We start from the raw sequence: 17753 nt of genomic DNA on the forward strand, positions 1-17753 counted from the left end.
CATTCTGGTCGCCGTCAGCGTGCCAGCCAGTCGTTCGTGTACGTGTCGATCTCGGCGGCGATCCGGGCCTTGCCGTCCGCGTCGAGGAAGGACGCCTCCACCGCGTTCTTGGCGAGGGCGGCGACACCGCGCTCGTCGAGGCCGAGGAGACGGGCGGCGACGGCGTACTCGTTGTTGAGGTCCGTGCCGAACATCGGCGGGTCGTCGCTGTTGATCGTGACGAGGACGCCGGCGTCGACCATCTGCCTGATCGGGTGCTCCTCCAGGGTGGCGACGGCCCGGGTCGCGATGTTCGACGTCGGGCAGACCTCCAGGGCGATGCGGTGCTCGGCGAGGTGTGCGAGCAGCCCGGCGTCCCGGACGGAGCTGGTGCCGTGGCCGATGCGCTCGGCGCCCAGGTCGCGGATCGCGTCCCAGACGGTCTCCGGGCCGGTCGTCTCGCCCGCGTGCGGGACGGAGTGCAGGCCGGCCGCGCGGGCCAGGTCGAAGTACGGCTTGAACTGCGGACGCGGCACGCCGATCTCCGGGCCGCCGAGACCGAAGGAGACCAGGCCCTCCGGGCGCAGCCCGTCGGTGGTGGCGAGCCGCGCGGTCTCCTCGGCGGAGACGAGGCCGGCCTCGCCGGGGATGTCGAAGCACCAGCGCAGGATCGTGCCGAACTCGGCCTCGGCGGCCTTGCGGGCGTCCTCGATCGCCGCCATGAAGGCGCGCTCGTCGATGCCGCGGCGGGTGGAGGAGTAGGGGGTGATGGTCAGCTCGGCGTAGCGGATGTTCTGCCGGGCCATGTCACGGGCGATCTCGAAGGTCAGCAGCCGGACGTCCTCGGGCGTGCGGACCAGGTCGACGACCGACAGGTAGACGTCGATGAAGTGCGCGAAGTCCGTGAAGACGAAGTAGTCGGTGAGGGCCTCCGGGTCAGTGGGGACCTTGGAGTCCGGGTGCCGGGCCGCGAGCTCGGCGACGATCCGGGGGGAGGCGGAGCCGACGTGGTGGACGTGCAGCTCGGCTTTGGGGAGTCCCGCGATGAAAGGGTGGAGATCGGTCATCCGGTCATCGTAGGCCGGGCGGTTCCCCCGCAGGGGTGAGGCCGTAGCATGACGTGACCACGATGGGGGAGGCCCATGTCTGACAACCGAGACCCGTCACGGGACGGGTACGACCCGACGGACCCGTGGGCTCCGCCGAACCGCGACGGGGTGGAACTGAGCAAGCCGGCGACGCCGTCGCCCTCGCCGGTGCACGACCAGCCGACCATGACGTCCTTCCCGGCCGCGCCGGGCGGGGACGTCCCGCCGCCCCCGGTCGCCCCCGGCGGCCCGGCGGCCACGCCGGGGTACGGCTACCCGGCGGCCGCGCCGCCGTCCGGTGGGTACGGCTACCCGACGGCGGCCACGCCCCCGCCGTCCCCGGCCGCGACGGGGTACGGATACCCCGGCTACGGCTCGGGGCACGGCCAGCCCGGGCAGCCCGGCTGGGCACAGTCCCCGTCCAACGGCATGGGCACGACCGCGATGGTGCTCGGCATCATCGCCGTCGCGGGCTTCTGCATGTACGGCCTCGGGGTGATCCTCGGCGTCCTGGCGCTGATCTTCGGCATCATCGGCATGAAGAAGGCGGCCCGGGGCGAGGCGACCAACCGGGGCATGGCGCTGGCCGGCGTCGTCCTCGGCTCGATCGGCATCCTGGTCAGCGCCGTCTTCCTGGGCTTCATCATCTGGGCGATCGCCCAGGACGCCTCGTCCTCCGACAGCTCGTACGACGAGGACCCGTTCGGGTCGAGCCTGGTGGTCGAGAGCGGCCGCTGACGCCCGTAGGCGCCCGCGAGGGCCCCGGCCACCCCGAAGAAGGGGTGGCCGGGGCCCTCGTGCGCGGTCAGGCGGCGCGCAGCCGCTCCCGCGCCTCCATCAGGGCGAAGCCCAGCAGGTTGAGGCCGCGCCAGCGGGCCGGGTCGTGGGCGCGGGGGTCGTCGGCGGCGAGCCCGATGCCCCAGACGCGGTCCAGCGGGCTGGCCTCCACCAGGACGCGCCCGCCGGTGCCCAGGAGGTACGCGCGCAGCGCCTCGTCCGAGGAGAACTTGTGGACGCTGCCCTCCACGACGATCCCGAAGCGCTCCCGCTCCCAGACGGCCTCGTCGAAGCCGCGCACCAGCCGGCCCGCCTTCTTGGCCTCCGCCGGGGTGCGGGCGGTCAGCGCGGCCCGCTCGGCGTCCGCGTCCCGGAAGAGGCGGGCCTTGGCGGCCATCATCCAGTGCTCGGCGGTCGCGTAGGCCACGCCGTCGACCACGAAGGGTGCAGGCCACCACTGGCTCAGGCAGCTCGCCGAGAGCCGCCCGTCGGGGTGCGGACGGTGTCCCCAGAAGTGCAGCCACTTCACTCGGTCACCCCTCGTGACCTGCTGCGTCAGCTCTTCGATCTTGCTCATACATGCGAGTCTGGCATCCGCCACGGACACTCCGTACGGAGATTTTCCGGCCCTCTCGACACATGGTCGACCGATTCCGTCGCGTAACCAAAAGGCAACAACGGAATCACTTGTTGGACCACTGTCCCCATGCCAGGATCGGCACTCAATTCGAGCTGGGACAACGGAGAGCGTCATGACCAACCGCTTCCAGGTGACGGACCGCTTCGCGGACGGCGCGCAGTACATCGGCGGAAGGCTCCGCGCCGGAACCTCAGGTCGGGAACACAGCGTGATCGACCCGGCCACGGGCAAGAGCGTCTACACGTACGCGCTCGCCTCCACCGCCGACGTGGACGAGGCCGTCGCCGCCGCCAAGGCCGCCTTCCCGGGCTGGGCGGGAGCCACCCCGGGCGAGCGCTCCGACGCGCTGCACCGCCTCGCCGGCGTCCTCGCCGAGTGGGCGGAGGACATCGCCCGGGTCGAGTCCCTCCAGTGCGGCAAGCCGCTCAAGCTCACCACCGAGTTCGACGTGCCGGGCACGATCGACAACACCGCCTTCTTCGCGGGGGCCGCCCGTCACCTCCAGGGCCAGTCGGCCGCCGAGTACACCGGCGACCACACCTCGTACATCCGGCGCGAGCCGATCGGCGTCGTCGGCTCCATCGCCCCCTGGAACTATCCGCTCCAGATGGCCGCCTGGAAGATCCTCCCGGCGATCGCCGCCGGCAACACGATCGTCCTGAAGCCCGCCGAGCTCACCCCGCTGACCTCGCTGATGTTCGCGCAGGCGGCGAAGGAGGCCGGCATCCCCGACGGCGTGATCAACATCGTCAGCGGCTCCGGGCGGGTCGTCGGCGAGCACCTCGTCGGCCACCCCGACGTGGTCATGACCTCCTTCACCGGCTCCACCCCGGTCGGCAAGCGGGTCGCCGAGGTCGCCACCGCCACCGTGAAGCGGCTCCACCTCGAACTCGGCGGCAAGGCACCGTTCCTCGTCTTCGACGATGCCGACCTGGAGGCCGCCGCCCAGGGCGCCGTCGCCGCCTCCCTCATCAACAGCGGCCAGGACTGCACCGCCGCCACGCGCGCGTACGTCCAGCGTCCGCTCTTCGACGCCTTCGTCGCCCGGGTCGCCGAGCTCATGGAGACCGTCCGCGTCGGCGACCCCTTCGCGCCGGACACCGACCTCGGTCCGCTCGTCAGCCACCGCCACCGCGACAGCGTCGCCGGCTTCGTCGAGCGCGCCCGCGGCTACGCCACGGTCGTCACCGGCGGCGAAGCCCCTGGTGGAGAGCTCGAGAACGGCGCATACTACCGTCCCACCCTGATCGCCGGCGCCGCGCAGGACAGCGAGGTCGTGCAGTCGGAGATCTTCGGTCCGGTCCTGGTGGCCCTGCCCTTCGACGGCGACGACGAGGGCATCCGGCTCGCCAACGACACCCCCTACGGCCTCGCCGCCTCCGCGTGGAGCCGTGACGTCTACCGGGCCAACCGGGCCACGCGGGAGATCAAGGCGGGATGTGTGTGGGTCAACGACCACATCCCGATCATCAGCGAGATGCCCCACGGCGGCACCAAGGCCTCCGGATACGGAAAGGACATGTCGGCGTACTCCTTCGAGGAGTACACGCAGGTCAAGCACGTGATGTTCGACAACACCGCGGTGGCGGCGAAGGACTGGCACCGCACGATCTTCGGGGACCGATAGCAGACCGCCGCCCGACCAGCGGCCCACCCATCCCGAAAGGGCACAGCGCATGGAGCAGTACGAGCCCGACAGCCTGTCCGCCGCGCAGCTGGCGGCGATACGGCGCAGCATGACGAACGGCCGGGGCGCCCTCAGCCGCCGTTCGATGCTGCGCGCGGGCGGCGTCGGAGCGCTCACGGTCGGCGGCCTCGCCGGCCTGAGCGCCTGTGGCATCCCGCCGGCCAAGCGGGAGGGCAACGGCCCCGCGTCCATCGACGTCTCGGCCAAGGAGAAGACCGTCGCCTTCTCCAACTGGACCGAGTACATGGACGTCAGCGAGGACGAGAAGTCCCGCCCGACCCTGGAGGCGTTCACGAAGCGCACCGGGATCAAGGTCAAGTACACCGAGGACATCAACGACAACGTCGAGTTCTTCGGCAAGATCAAGCCGCAGCTCGCGGCCGGCCAGGACACCGGCCGCGACCTGATCTGCGTCACCGACTGGCTCGCCGCCCGCATCATCCGGCTCGGCTGGGCGCAGAAGCTCGACCCGGCCAACCTGCCCCACGCGTACGCGAACCTGTCCGCCCAGTTCCGCCGCCCGGACTGGGACCCGGGCCGCTCCTACTCGTACCCGTGGACGGGCATCTCGACCGTCATCGCGTACAACTCCAAGGCGACCGGCGGCAAGAAGGTCGACTCCGTCACCCAGCTCCTCGACGACCCCTCGCTCAAGGGCCGGGTCGGCTTCCTCACCGAGATGCGCGACTCCGTCGGCATGACCCTGCTCGACATGGGCAAGGACCCGGGGAACTTCACGGACGCCGACTACGACGCGGCGATCGGACGCCTCCAGAAGGGCGTCGACAAGAAGCAGATCCGCCGCTTCACCGGCAACGACTACACCTCCGACCTGGACAAGGGCGACATCGCGGCCTGCCTCGCCTGGGCCGGCGACATCATCCAGCTCCAGGCGGACAACCCGGACATCAAGTACTCCATCCCGTCCGCCGGCTACATCACCTCCAGCGACAACCTGCTCGTCCCCGCGCAGGCCCGGCACAAGACGAACGCCGAGAAACTCATCGACTACTACTACGAGCTTCCCGCCGCCGCCCAGCTCGCCGCGTACATCAACTACGTCTGCCCCGTCGACGGGGTGAAGGACGAGCTCGCCAAGATCGACCCCGAGCTCGCGAACAACACGCTGATCCTCCCGGACAAGGCCATGGCCAAGAAGTCCCACGCCTTCCGCTCGCTCAGCAGCGCGGAGGAGACGGCGTACGAGGAGAAGTTCGCCAAGCTCATCGGCGCCTGAGTCCGGCCTCGTCCACCTCTCTCACTCCCTGGGACCGCAACCCATGACTGACAAGACTGCTCACACCGGAAAGAACACTGGCGGCGGCGACGTCCGTCTCACCGGGATCAGCAAGTCGTACGGCTCGTTCACCGCCGTCCACCCGCTCGACCTGACCATCCCGCAGGGCTCCTTCTTCGCCCTGCTCGGGGCCTCCGGCTGCGGCAAGACCACCACCCTGCGCATGATCGCCGGCCTGGAGGACCCCACGACGGGCACCGTCTTCCTCGGCGACCAGGACGTCACCGACCTCCCGCCCTACAAGCGGCCGGTCAACACCGTCTTCCAGTCCTACGCGCTCTTCCCGCACATGGACATCTCCGAGAACATCGCCTTCGGCCTGCGCCGCCGCGGCATCAAGTCCGTGAAGAAGCAGGTCGACGACATGCTGGAGCTCGTCCAGCTCGGCGACAAGGCCCGGCACAAGCCGCACCAGCTCTCCGGCGGCCAGCAGCAGCGCGTCGCCGTGGCCCGCGCGCTCATCAACCACCCGCAGGTCCTCCTCCTCGACGAGCCGCTCGGCGCCCTCGACCTCAAGCTGCGCCGCCAGATGCAGCTGGAGCTGAAGCGGATCCAGACCGAGGTCGGCATCACCTTCGTGCACGTCACCCACGACCAGGAGGAGGCCATGACGATGGCCGACCAGGTCGCGGTGATGAACGGAGGCCGGGTCGAGCAGCTCGGCGCCCCCGCCGACCTGTACGAGAACCCGAGGACCACCTTCGTCGCCAACTTCCTCGGCACCTCGAACCTGATCGAGGCCGAGGTCCTGGAGACCGGCTCCGAGGTGCTCGTCACGGCGGGCGGCGGCAAGCTCCGTCTCCCCGGCGACCGCTGTACCTCCGCCGTCCGCCAGGGCGGCAAGGTGCTCGTGGGCGTCCGCCCCGAGAAGATCTCGCTCGCGCACGCCGACGACGCGGGCTCGATCGCCGACGGCCGCAACCGGGTGACCGGCCGGATCGTCGACTCCTCCTTCATCGGCGTCTCCACCCAGTACGTGGTGAACTCGCCGGCGGGCGCGGAGCTCCAGGTGTACGAGCAGAACATCGAGCGCGACACGCGGCTCGTCCCGGGGGCGGAGGTCGTCCTGCACTGGAACCCGGCCCACACCTTCGGCCTCGACGCGGCCCAGGACATCGACGCCGGCGTGGAGACGGTGGAGGACGCCTCGTGACCGCCACCCTCGCGAAGGAGGTTCCGGCACCGGTCGAAGAACCGGTTCTGCGCAAGCCCTCCGCCCGCAAGCGGCTCGTCCCGTACTGGCTGCTGCTGCCCGGCATCATCTGGCTGCTCGTCTTCTTCGCGCTGCCGATGGTCTACCAGGCCTCGACCTCGGTGCAGACCGGCTCCCTGGAGAAGGGCTTCGAGGTCACCTGGCACTTCCAGACCTACTGGGACGCCTTCCAGGAGTACTGGCCGCAGTTCGTCCGCTCCCTGCTGTACGCCGGGACCGCGACCCTGCTCTGCCTGCTGCTCGGCTACCCGCTCGCGTACCTCATCGCCTTCAAGGCCGGCCGCTGGCGGAACCTGCTCCTCGTCCTCGTCATCGCGCCGTTCTTCACCAGCTTCCTCATCCGCACGCTCGCGTGGAAGACGATCCTGGCCGACGACAGCGTCGTGGTCGACGCGCTCAACGCCCTGCACTTCCTGGACGTGACCGACTGGCTCGGCTGGACCGAGGGCGACCGCGTCCTCGCCACCCCGATGGCGGTGGTCACCGGTCTCACGTACAACTTCCTGCCCTTCATGATCCTGCCCCTCTACACCTCCCTGGAGCGGATCGACGGCCGGCTGCACGAGGCCGCGCAGGACCTGTACGCCTCCCCGGCGACCACCTTCCGCAAGGTGACCTTCCCGCTGTCGATGCCCGGCGTCGTCTCCGGCACCCTGCTCACCTTCATCCCGGCGAGCGGCGACTACGTCAACGCCGAACTGCTCGGCTCGACCGACACCAAGATGGTCGGAAACGTCATCCAGTCGCAGTTCCTCCGGGTGCTCGACTACCCGACGGCCGCCGCGCTCTCCTTCATCCTCATGGCGATCGTGCTCGGCATGGTCACCGTGTACATCCGCCGTGCCGGAACGGAGGACCTGGTCTGATGCGCTGGATCCGCAAGAACCTGGTCGTCATCGCGGGCCTGCTGACGCTCGCGTACATGATCCTGCCGAACCTCGTCGTGATGGCGTTCTCCTTCAACAGGCCGAAGGGGCGCTTCAACTACTCCTGGCAGGAGTTCTCGCTCGACGCCTGGAAGGACCCCTGCGGCGTCGCCGACATGTGCGAGTCGCTCTCGCTCTCGCTCCAGCTCGCCGCCTGGGCGACGCTCGGAGCGGTCCTCCTCGGCACGATGATCGCCTTCGCGCTGGTCCGCTACCGCTTCCGGGCGCGCGGCGCGATCAACTCGCTGATCTTCCTGCCGATGGCGATGCCCGAGGTCGTCATGGCCGCCTCCCTGCTCACGCTCTTCCTCAACATGGGCATCGAGCTGGGCTTCTGGACGGTCCTGATCGCCCACATCATGTTCTGTCTGTCGTTCGTCGTGACGGCGGTCAAGGCCCGGGTCATGTCCATGGACCCGCGCCTGGAGGAGGCCGCGCGCGACCTCTACGCGGGACCGACGCAGACCTTCCTGCGCGTGACCCTGCCGATCGCCGCCCCCGGCATCGCCGCCGGCGCGCTGCTCGCCTTCGCGCTCTCGTTCGACGACTTCATCATCACCAACTTCAACGCGGGCTCCACCGTCACCTTCCCCATGTTCGTCTGGGGCTCGGCACAGCGAGGAACCCCCGTTCAGATCAACGTCATCGGCACCGCGATGTTCGTCCTCGCGGTACTGATGGTCGCGGCCGGGCAGCTCATCACGAACCGGCGCAAGAAAACAGCAACAGCCTGAGCAACCGCCTGGGCGAAGGACGCCTCAGGCACCGAAGGAGTTGGAAACCATGGCCCCAGTCGCCATGCGTCTCGCTGCACAATCTCTCTCCGACGCCCAGCCCGTCCCCTTCTGGCTGGAAGACCCCGGCAAGCCCGGAGCCCTGCCCGCCCTCACCGGCACCGAGAAGTGCGATCTCCTCGTGGTCGGCGGCGGATACAGCGGACTGTGGACCGCGCTCCTGGCCAAGGAGCGCGACCCCTCCCGGGATGTCGTACTGATCGAAGGCCGCGAGGTGGGCTGGGCCGCCTCGGGCCGCAACGGAGGCTTCTGCGCGGCCTCCCTCACCCACGGCTTCGGCAACGGGCTCGCCCGCTGGCCGGGCGAGCTGTCGAAGCTGGAGCGGCTCGGCGAGCGGAACCTCGACGCCATCGAGGAGACCGTCGCCCGCTACGGGATCGACTGCGAGTTCGAGCGCACCGGCGAGATCGACGTCGCCACCGAGCCGTACCAGGTCGAGGAGCTGGCCGAGGTGTACGCGGAGCTCGACCGGCTCGGGCTCGCGGACGGCGTCGAACTCCTCGACCGGGACGCCGTACGGGCCGAGGTCGACTCGCCCACGTTCCTCGGCGGCATGTGGGACAAGCGCGGCGTCGCCATGCTCCACCCGGCGAAGCTGGCCTGGGGCCTGAAGCGGGCCTGCCTCGACCTGGGCGTCCGGATCTTCGAGAACACCCCCGGCCTCCAGCTGGTGTCGCTCGGCGCCGGGATGGGCGTCCGCACCCCGTACGGCAAGGTCGTCGCCGGCCGGGTCGCGCTCGGCACCAACGTCTTCCCGTCGCTGGTCAAGCGCGTCCGCGCGTACACGGTCCCGGTCTACGACTACGCCCTGACGACCGAGCCGCTCAGCCCCGAGCAGCTCGCCTCGATCGGCTGGAAGAACCGGCAGGGCCTCGGCGACTCCGCGAACCAGTTCCACTACTTCCGGATCACCGCCGACAACCGGATCCTGTGGGGCGGCTACGACGCGATCTATCCGTTCGGCGGCAAGGTCACCGCCGAGATGGACCACCGCCCGGAGACGTACCTCAAGCTCGCCGAGCACTTCTTCCGCTGCTTCCCGCAGCTGGAGGGGCTCCGCTTCAGCCACGCCTGGGGCGGCGCGATCGACACCTGCTCGCGCTTCTCGGCCTTCTTCGGCACGGCGCACCAGGGGAAGGTGGCGTACGCGGCCGGGTTCACCGGCCTCGGCGTCGGCGCCACCCGCTTCGGCGGGGACGTGATGCTCGACCTGCTCGCGGGGGAGCGCACCGAGCGCACCGACCTGGAGATGGTCCGCTCCAAGCCGCTGCCGTTCCCGCCCGAGCCGGTCGCCTGGGCCGGCATCGGCATCACCAAGTGGTCGCTCGCCCGCGCCGACGAGAACGGCGGGCGGCGCAACCTCTGGCTGAAGGCCATGGACCGGCTCGGCCTGGGCTTCGACAGCTGAAATCGGATGTGACGCAGGTCACTTCCGCCCGTGGGTGAAGCCGCGTAAGAGAAGCCCCCGTACCCGCTCTCTCCGTGTGGACACCGTGTCCACACGGAAGGAGATCGTCGCGATGACTGGTACGGGGGCTTCTGGCGTCAAGGCCGCGGTGGAGTGGCTGGCCTCGGTCGCGCCGGATCCCGACGCCTGCCGCTGGGAGTGGGAGCGCAACCCCCACGGGGTCGCGCTGCTGCCCGCCGGGAGGCGCTGGGACGTGCTGATCCTGCCGGGAGGGCTCGGCCGTCCCGCGCTCGGCGTGCTGACCCGGCTCGTGGACCGGCCCGGACCGGTCCTCGCCGACTTCGGCGAGGCCCGGCTGGGCTTCTTCGTCCCGCCCGGAACCGCCGCCCGCTGGCTCGGCACCGGCGTGCGCGGCGTCGGCTCCGGCACCTGGATCGTCGCCCCGTACCCCGGACGGGTCGCCGGGCGGGTGCGCTGGCTGGTGGCGCCGGACGGACTGGGCACCCTCACCGACGCCTCCCTCCTGGAGCTGGCGATGCACGAGGCGGCGGCCCGACTGGCGGGGGAGGGGGCCTGAGTCCCGCTTCCGGCCGCGGACCCCGTCGTCCAGAGGTCTTGACCACTTGATTGGTCTGGACCATGCTGTGGCGCGCTCCACCTCGATTCCCCCACATCCGGAGGCAGTTGTGGACCGCACCAGACCCCTCACCCTGCTCATCGCGGGCTCCCTCGCCGCCGGCGGGCTCCTCGCACTCACTCCGGCGGCCCAGGCCGCCGACGCCGAACTCGCCCGCAACGGCGGCTTCGAGGCGGGCCTCGACGGCTGGACCTGCACGGCGGGCAGCGGCGCCGTCGTCCCGTCACCCGTGCACGGCGGGACGAAGGCGCTCCAGGCCACCCCGGCCGGCAGCGACAACGCCAAGTGCTCCCAGACCGTGACGGTCAAGCCCAACTCCACCTACACCCTCGGCGGCTGGGTCCGCGGCAGCTACGTCTACCTCGGCGCCACCGGCACCGGCACCACCGACGTCTCCACCTGGACCGGCTCCGCCCCCGACTGGCAGAAGCTCACCACCTCGTTCACCACGGGCGCCTCGACCACCGCGGTCACGATCTACACCCACGGCTGGTACGGCACCCCCGCCTACCAGGCCGACGACCTCTCCCTGTACGGCCCCGGCGGCGACCCCGTCCAGCTCCCGGCCGCCCCCACCGGCCTCACCGCCGGCTCCCCGACCTCCACCTCCGTGCCCCTGAGCTGGACCGCGGTCCCCGGCGCCACCTCGTACCACGTCTACCAGGGCGCCACGAGGATCCAGACGGTCACCGGCACCACGGCCACCGCGACCGGACTCACGGCCTCCACCCCGTACACCTTCCAGGTCACCGCCGTGAACAGCGCCGGCGAGTCCCCGAAGTCGGCCGCCGTGACCGCCACCACGACCTCCGGCGGCGGAGGCGGGGGCGGCGGACTGCCCGCGCACGCCCTCGTCGGCTACCTCCACGCGAGCTTCGCCAACGGCTCCGGCTACACCCGCATGGCCGACGTCCCCGACTCCTGGGACGTCATCGACCTCGCCTTCGGCGAACCGACCTCGGTGACCTCCGGCGACATCCGCTTCAGCCTCTGCCCGGTCACCGAATGCCCCGGCGTCGAGTCGCCCGCCGAGTTCAAGGCGGCGATCAAGGCCAAGCAGGCCGCCGGCAAGAAGGTCCTCATCTCCATCGGCGGCCAGAACGGCCAGGTGCAGCTCGCCACCACCGCGGCCCGCGACACCTTCGTCTCCTCCGTCTCGAAGATCATCGACGAGTACGGACTCGACGGCCTCGACATCGACTTCGAGGGCCACTCGCTCTCGCTCCAGACCGGCGACACCGACTTCAGGAACCCGACCAGCCCCGTCATCGTCAACCTGATCCAGGCGGTGAAGACCCTCAAGGCCAAGTACGGCGCGAAGTTCGTCCTGACCATGGCCCCGGAGACCTTCTTCGTCCAGCTCGGCCACCAGTACTACGGCTCGGGCCCCTGGGGCGGCCAGGACCCGCGCGCCGGCGCCTACCTGCCGGTCATCCACGCCCTGCGCGACGACCTGACCCTGCTCCACGTCCAGGACTACAACTCGGGCTCGATCATGGGCCTCGACGGCCAGTACCACTCGATGGGCGGCGCCGACTTCCACATCGCCATGACCGACATGCTGCTCACCGGCTTCCCGGTCGCCGGCAACACCGACCGCTTCTTCCCGCCCCTGCGCCCCGAGCAGATCGCCATCGGCCTCCCCGCCTCCACCCAGGCGGGCAACGGCCACACCGCCCCGGCCGAGGTGAACAAGGCCCTGGACTGCCTCACGAAGAAGACGAACTGCGGCACCTACCAGACCCACGGCGCCTGGCCGTCCCTGCGCGGCCTGATGACCTGGTCGATCAACTGGGACCGGTACAACCAGTGGGCGTTCTCGAAGAACTTCGACGCGTACGACTGGAACTGACGGCCAGTACGAGCAACGAGAGGCAGAGGCTGGCGAAGACGTCCAGCGTCCAGTGGAAGCCCCGCAGGATCAGGCCGGTCCCCGTCACCGCCGTCAACACGGCGGCGACGGGGATCAGGCGGTTCGAGACGAGGAAGGCCGCGCCGAAGTAGGCGACCGCCGCCGTGGCCGTGTGGCCCGAGGGGTAGTAGCCCTGCGCCCAGGGCTCCAGCGGGCCGGGGCGGGCCGTCCACTCCTTCAGGGGGACCACCAGGAGGGGTACGGCGGCCATGGCGAGGCCCGCGTACAGGGCGGCGGCGCGGCGGCCCCGCCACACCGCGTACGCCATGGCGCAGGCGAGGACCGGAAGGGCGACCGTCATGTTGCCGAGATCGGAGGCGAGTTCGCTCAGGGGGCGGGGGACCGTGTCCACCAGGGACCGGGACACCCGCTCGTCGAGCCTGGCCAAGGGGCCGTGGACGAGCACCTGCCAGGTCACGACGGCGAGGGCGACGAGCGCCGAGAGGAGAGCCGGCCGCCCTGGAACAGGGGGGGTGGTTCCAGGGCGGCCGAGGGGATCGGGCTGCCGCGCGCCCCGGGGGGTGTGGGGCGGGCGGCCATCCGATCGGTGAGGAGTCCCGGAGCACGAGGCGCCGGCGGTGTGCTCGAAGGCACGGTGCGGGCGGGGCTGGGGAGGCTCCGCCCGGGGTGTTTCTCTCATCTGCAGAAACCGTACGTCACGGAACGGGGGGCCGACAGCGGGAAACGCGTCCCGCCATCGGCCCCCCACAGAGTCTTCACACCGTGTGCCGGATCGGCCCTCAGATCGCCGCGAGCGCGGCCTCGATGACGTCCAGACCCTCGTTCAGCAGGTCCTCGCCGATGACCAGCGGCGGCAGGAAGCGCAGCACGTTGCCGTAGGTGCCACAGGTCAGGACGAGCACGCCCTCGTTGTGGCAGTACTTGGCGAGCGCGGCGGCGGCCTCGGCGTGCGGCTCCTTCGTCGCCGGGTCCTTCACCAGCTCGATGGCGATCATGGCGCCGCGGCCGCGGATGTCGCCGATGACCGGGAACTTCTCCTGCATGGCGGTGAGGCGGGCCTTCATGACCTCCTCGATGCGCTTGGCCTTGCCGTTGAGGTCGAGCTCCTTCATCGTCTCGATGGCGCCGAGCGCACCGGCGCAGGCCACCGGGTTGCCGCCGTAGGTGCCGCCCAGACCGCCGCCGTGGACGGAGTCCATGATCTCGGCGCGGCCGGTGACGGCGGCGAGCGGCAGACCGCCCGCGATGCCCTTGGCGGTGGTGATGAGGTCCGGGACGATGCCCTCGTCCTCGCAGGCGAACCACTGGCCGGTGCGGCAGAAGCCGGCCTGGATCTCGTCCGCGACGAAGACGATGCCGTTGTCGTTGGCGAACTTCACGATCGCCGGCAGGAAGCCCTTGGCCGGCTCGATGAAGCCGCCCTCGCCGAGGACCGGCTCGATGACGATCGCGGCGACGTTCTCGGCGCCGATCTGCTTGGTGATGTTGTCGATCGCCTGGGCGGCGGCCTCGGGGCCGCAGTTCTCGGCACCCGTGGGCCAGCGGTAGCCGTAGGCGACCGGCACGCGGTAGACCTCGGGCGCGAACGGGCCGAAGCCCTGCTTGTACGGCATGTTCTTCGCCGTCATGCCCATGGTGAGGTTGGTGCGGCCGTGGTAGCCGTGGTCGAAGACGACGACGGCCTGGCGCTTGGTGTACGAGCGGGCGATCTTCACCGCGTTCTCGACGGCCTCGGCGCCCGAGTTGAACAGCGCGGACTTCTTGGCGTGGTCGCCCGGGGTCAGCTCGGCCAGCGCCTCGCAGACCTCCACGTAACCCTCGTACGGCGTCACCATGAAACAGGTGTGGGTGAAGTCCTGGAGCTGCGCGGAGGCGCGGCGCACGACGGCCTCGGCGGAGGCGCCGACCGACGTCACGGCGATGCCGGAACCGAAGTCGATCAGGCGGTTGCCGTCGACGTCCTCGATGATGCCGCCGCCGGCCCGCTTGGTGAAGACGGGCAGCGTCGAGCCGACGCCACCGGCGACCGTGCCGAGACGGCGGGCCTGAAGCTCCTGCGACTTCGGACCGGGGATGGCGGTGACGACGCGCCGCTCCTGCGGGACAGCGTTCATGCGGGGCTCCTGGGGGTGGTTCTGGACGCACTTGCGGGTTTCCTCCGCAGGCTAGGCGCGGGGGAGGGGGTCGGGCATGCGCCGATCGGGAGTGGTGGCGGGTGTGTCGTTGTCCGGGATGGACATGACGGCTCCGGTTCCGCCCGGAGGCACGCCCCCGCGCGAGTCGGCCGGTCCTCGGCCGTACGGGTGGTCGAATCCCCTCCGGGGGCCGCCGGGCCCACTAGATTGACGGGGGCACAGACGCGGCGACCTGGCTGGTCAGGGGGCAGGGGTTCATGGAGACCGACGGCACGTACGAGTCACGCGACACCAAGGGGGGCGCGGTCCCGCGCCCGGCGGCGCCGCCGACCGACGGCCGGGCCGCCGCTCCCGACGGCGGGGCCGTCCACTCGGACGGCCGGGGTGCCCGTCCCGACGGGCGGGCCGCCCGCCCCGACGGGCGAGCTGCGGCCTCCGGCGGCGGGACCGCGCGCCCCGACGCCCCTGCGCAGGTGCCGGCTCCGCCGCATGCGCCGGCTTCGCCGACCGATGGCCGGGGCGGCCACGTCGACGGCCGGGGTGCCCACGCTGACGGCCGGGCCGCGCGTCCCGATGCTCACGCGCACGTACCGGCTCCGCCGCACGCGCCGCCGCGGCCGACGGTGGCACCGGGGGCGGCTGAGGCCGCCGGGGCGTCCGGCGCCGGAGGGACCGCCTTCGGGAGCCCCGCCGCCCAGGGGCCCGCCTCCGGCGCCCCGGCCGTCCCGGGAGCGCCCGCCGCCCCGGGGCCCGTCTCCGGCCTCCCGGCCGTCCCGGGAGCGCCCGTCCCGCCGGGGTCCGCCCCCGAGGTCCCCCGCGGTGCGAGGCCCGCTCCCGGTGGAGTCCCCGTGCCGCCCGTCGTCGCCTGGCTGGACGCCCCGCGCCCCGAGGCCGCGCCCGGGATCTGGCGGTTTCGGCACGTGCCACCGCCGCCGCCCCGGGAGGCGCGGAAGCTCGCGCCCGTCACGGTGGCCGGGCTGCTGATCCCGCTCGTCGTCGGGCTGCTGCTCTGGTCGGCCTGGCGGCGCGGCGTCGTCCCCTACGAGTGGATCCCGCTCGCCACCTTCACCCCCGCCGACTGGTGGTACGCCGGAGGCACCTCGCCCCGCGACTGGCACGGCGCCGAGGCCCACGTCGTCTACGACGGCGTCTTCTTCGCCGTCCTCCTCTACGCGATGGCCCGTCTCGGAGCCTGGGCCGAACTCGCCCGCCACCTCCTCGCCGACCGCCGCCCGCCCGCCCGCGCCGCGCTCACCGCCGGCGCCGCCCTGATCGCCCTGACGTTCGTCTGGCCGGACGCCTTCCCCGGCGTCGGCTGGGACCCGCTGCCGGTCGTCGCGCCCCTGCTCTCCCTCGTCGTGCTCGTCGGCGGCGGCTACGACGTCCTCGCCTCGCCCGTCCTCGTCTACACCCTGTACGCCCTGATCACGGCCGCCGTCCTCTGGCCCTTCGCGCGTCTCGGCGACTGGCCCGGTCTGGTCCGCGCCCGGCTGAGGGCCCGCGCCGCCGCCACGGAGGGCGGCACTCCGGCACCCCTCGACCCGGCGGCCCCCGCGCCCCTCTCTCAGTGGCCCGAACTGCGGGCCGCCGGGGAGCGGCAGGCGGCGGACCTGCTCGCCGCCGAGCTGCTCGCCGGACGCATGAACGACGTGGACTGCGCCCGGGTCCGCCGGAGCCTGGAGCGGGGACGGACGCACGCGGGCGGCCTCGCCTCCTTCGTCGACACCGTCCTCCGGCAGGGAGCCGCGGCCGGGGCGCACCCCTCGGGCGCCCGCGACCTGCCGAGCCGCGCCGCCACCCACGACCTCCTCCTCGGGCAGGTCCGCATCGGCCGCTGCGCGGCCGAGGAGCGGAACCCGGCCGCCTACCGGGGCGTGGGCCTCGCCCTCGAACCGGCCGCGCTCGCCACCTCCCTGCTGGTCGTGGGCCCCTCCGGCGCCGGGAAGACCACCCGCCTGACCGGCCCGGTCGTCGAGTCCCTCACCCTGCAGGCCCTCACCGGCACCTGCGCGGTCGTCGCCGTGGGCACGGCGGACGCGCCGCTCGGCCCGGACGCCGCCTACGACGTCGTGGTCCGCCCGGGCGACCCGGCCTCGCCGTACGACCTCGACCTCTACGCCGGCCTCACCGACCCCGACGAGGCGGCGGCGCTGCTCGCGGAGGGCCTGGTGGGCGACGTCGAGAACCTCGACGCCCGGCGGGCCGCCACCGTCCTCGCCCAGCTCATCGGCCCCTACCGGGCGGCGCACGGCCGCTTCCCGTCCGTACCGGTGCTGCGCGGACTCCTCGAAGCCGGCCCGGAGGCCCTGACGGCGCTCCTCGACCGGCTCCCCGCCGACGCGGCGGCCATGCGCCGCGAGCTGGAGGCCCGCATCCGGCAGGCCGGCACCGCCGCCGACGCCGGGCCGCTCCTCGCGGACCGCCTGTCGCTGCTCGACCGGCCGGCCTTCGCCGGGTTCTTCGGCGCCGACGGGAGCGACGTACGGCCCTTCTCGCTGAAGTCCGTCGTCCACCACCCGCTGCGGGTCCGGATCGCGCTGCCGGAGCGCGGCCACGAGGAGGCCTCGCGGCTCCTCGCCCGGCTGGTCCTCGCCCAGTTCCTGGCGGCGGCCCGGACCGGCACCAAGCGCCCGCACTTCGCCGCCCTCGTCCTCGACGACGCCACCGGGGCGCTCACCACGGGCACCGTCCGCTCCCTCCAGCGGCTGCGCCCGCACCACGCGGGCGTCGTCCTCGGGCTCCGCACCCTCGGCGAGGTGCCCGAGGCGCTGCACGGTCCGCTGCTCGGCGCCGTCGGCTGCCGGGTGGCGCTCTCCGGCATCACCACCTGGGACGGCCGGGGCTTCGCCGAGTCCTGGGGCAAGGAGTGGGTGGAGACCACCGAGGTGGCGCACCACACGGTCTTCGCCGACCAGCCGATGACCCGCTTCATCCACGCCCTGCGCAAGAAGGTCACCGGCAAGGCCGTCACCACCGACGCGGTCACGACCCGGAAGGTCGAGCGCGAGCGGTGGTCCGCCTCCGAGCTCGCGCACTCCGTGCCGCCCGGCCACGCCGTCGTGTCCCTGACCACGGCCCAGGGCGCGCACACCCCGCCGGTCCTGGTCGACCTGCGCGGCTGAGCGGGGCCGGCCCGCCCCGCGCCACGCCCCCACCCGCGGGGCCGGCCCGTCTCACCCCTCGCGCGCCCGAGCGGGCCGTCGGCGGCCCTGGCACAATCGGGGGCGCCGCTCAGCTGAGCGGCGCCTCCCCGCTTCCGTGCACGGCTCCCCCCGCGCGCGGTCCTCGCTCAAAGGTCC

14 protein-coding genes are annotated in these 17753 nt (G+C 72.0%); 10 read left to right on the forward strand and 4 right to left on the reverse strand.

The genetic code is table 11. The annotated features are described in order from the left end of the window. Positions 1–14: 14 nt before the first annotated feature. Positions 15–1046: an adenosine deaminase gene (locus ACFYUZ_RS24670; RefSeq protein ID WP_389312586.1), complete on the reverse strand. Its 1032-nt coding sequence runs from the start codon at positions 1044–1046 to the stop codon at positions 15–17. 75 nt (positions 1047–1121) lie between these two features. Here ACFYUZ_RS24670 and ACFYUZ_RS24675 point away from each other — a divergent pair, with 75 nt between their 5' ends. Continuing rightward, positions 1122–1805: a DUF4190 domain-containing protein gene (locus ACFYUZ_RS24675; protein WP_389312588.1), complete on the forward strand. Its 684-nt coding sequence runs from the start codon at positions 1122–1124 to the stop codon at positions 1803–1805. Positions 1806–1872: 67 nt separating this feature from the next. Here ACFYUZ_RS24675 and ACFYUZ_RS24680 read toward each other — a convergent pair whose 3' ends face one another. Next, positions 1873–2421: an NADAR family protein gene (locus ACFYUZ_RS24680; protein WP_389312590.1), complete on the reverse strand. Its 549-nt coding sequence runs from the start codon at positions 2419–2421 to the stop codon at positions 1873–1875. Positions 2422–2596: 175 nt separating this feature from the next. Between ACFYUZ_RS24680 and ACFYUZ_RS24685 the strand changes: the two genes are divergently transcribed. The 8 genes from ACFYUZ_RS24685 to ACFYUZ_RS24720 all read left to right on the forward strand — a co-directional run bounded on the left by ACFYUZ_RS24685 (position 2597) and on the right by ACFYUZ_RS24720 (position 12298). Then, the gene (locus tag ACFYUZ_RS24685) at positions 2597–4111 is read left to right on the forward strand and encodes a gamma-aminobutyraldehyde dehydrogenase (RefSeq protein WP_389312592.1); all 1515 of its coding nucleotides are present in this window, start codon (positions 2597–2599) and stop codon (positions 4109–4111) included. A 49-nt stretch (positions 4112–4160) separates the two neighbouring features. Beyond that, positions 4161–5408: a PotD/PotF family extracellular solute-binding protein gene (locus ACFYUZ_RS24690; RefSeq protein ID WP_389312594.1), complete on the forward strand. Its 1248-nt coding sequence runs from the start codon at positions 4161–4163 to the stop codon at positions 5406–5408. Between the two features lie 43 nt (positions 5409–5451). Beyond that, entirely contained in the window at positions 5452–6621 is a 1170-nt protein-coding gene (locus tag ACFYUZ_RS24695; RefSeq protein ID WP_389312595.1) for an ABC transporter ATP-binding protein, read from the forward strand. Continuing rightward, positions 6618–7547 carry an ABC transporter permease gene (locus tag ACFYUZ_RS24700; RefSeq protein WP_389312596.1) on the forward strand — a complete coding sequence of 310 codons (930 nt, stop codon included), beginning with the start codon at positions 6618–6620 and terminating at the stop codon, positions 7545–7547. The genes ACFYUZ_RS24695 and ACFYUZ_RS24700 overlap by 4 nt, the downstream gene beginning before the upstream one ends. After that, positions 7547–8341 (forward strand): ABC transporter permease, encoded by a 795-nt coding sequence (locus tag ACFYUZ_RS24705; RefSeq protein ID WP_389312597.1) that lies wholly within the window; start codon positions 7547–7549, stop codon positions 8339–8341. The genes ACFYUZ_RS24700 and ACFYUZ_RS24705 overlap by 1 nt, the downstream gene beginning before the upstream one ends. 49 nt (positions 8342–8390) lie before the next feature. Next, positions 8391–9809: an NAD(P)/FAD-dependent oxidoreductase gene (locus ACFYUZ_RS24710; RefSeq protein WP_389312598.1), complete on the forward strand. Its 1419-nt coding sequence runs from the start codon at positions 8391–8393 to the stop codon at positions 9807–9809. Between the two features lie 112 nt (positions 9810–9921). Continuing rightward, positions 9922–10386 (forward strand): hypothetical protein, encoded by a 465-nt coding sequence (locus ACFYUZ_RS24715; protein WP_389312599.1) that lies wholly within the window; start codon positions 9922–9924, stop codon positions 10384–10386. 109 nt (positions 10387–10495) lie between these two features. Beyond that, positions 10496–12298 (forward strand): chitinase, encoded by a 1803-nt coding sequence (locus ACFYUZ_RS24720; RefSeq protein WP_389312600.1) that lies wholly within the window; start codon positions 10496–10498, stop codon positions 12296–12298. Here the strand turns inward: ACFYUZ_RS24720 and ACFYUZ_RS24725 are convergent. Both ACFYUZ_RS24725 and gabT read right to left on the reverse strand, forming a co-directional pair. Continuing rightward, complete coding sequence (locus tag ACFYUZ_RS24725) at positions 12234–12998, reverse strand: phosphatase PAP2 family protein (RefSeq protein ID WP_389312601.1); 765 nt, start codon at positions 12996–12998, stop codon at positions 12234–12236. The genes ACFYUZ_RS24720 and ACFYUZ_RS24725 overlap by 65 nt on opposite strands. A 100-nt stretch (positions 12999–13098) precedes the next feature. Further along, positions 13099–14433: a 4-aminobutyrate--2-oxoglutarate transaminase gene (gene gabT / locus ACFYUZ_RS24730; RefSeq protein WP_389312602.1), complete on the reverse strand. Its 1335-nt coding sequence runs from the start codon at positions 14431–14433 to the stop codon at positions 13099–13101. Between the two features lie 869 nt (positions 14434–15302). Between gabT and ACFYUZ_RS24735 the strand changes: the two genes are divergently transcribed. Beyond that, complete coding sequence (locus tag ACFYUZ_RS24735) at positions 15303–17576, forward strand: ATP/GTP-binding protein (protein ID WP_389312603.1); 2274 nt, start codon at positions 15303–15305, stop codon at positions 17574–17576. Positions 17577–17753 lie beyond the last annotated feature (177 nt).

This window comes from Streptomyces sp. NPDC004266, assembly GCF_042874095.1.
GTDB lineage: Bacteria > Actinomycetota > Actinomycetes > Streptomycetales > Streptomycetaceae > Streptomyces.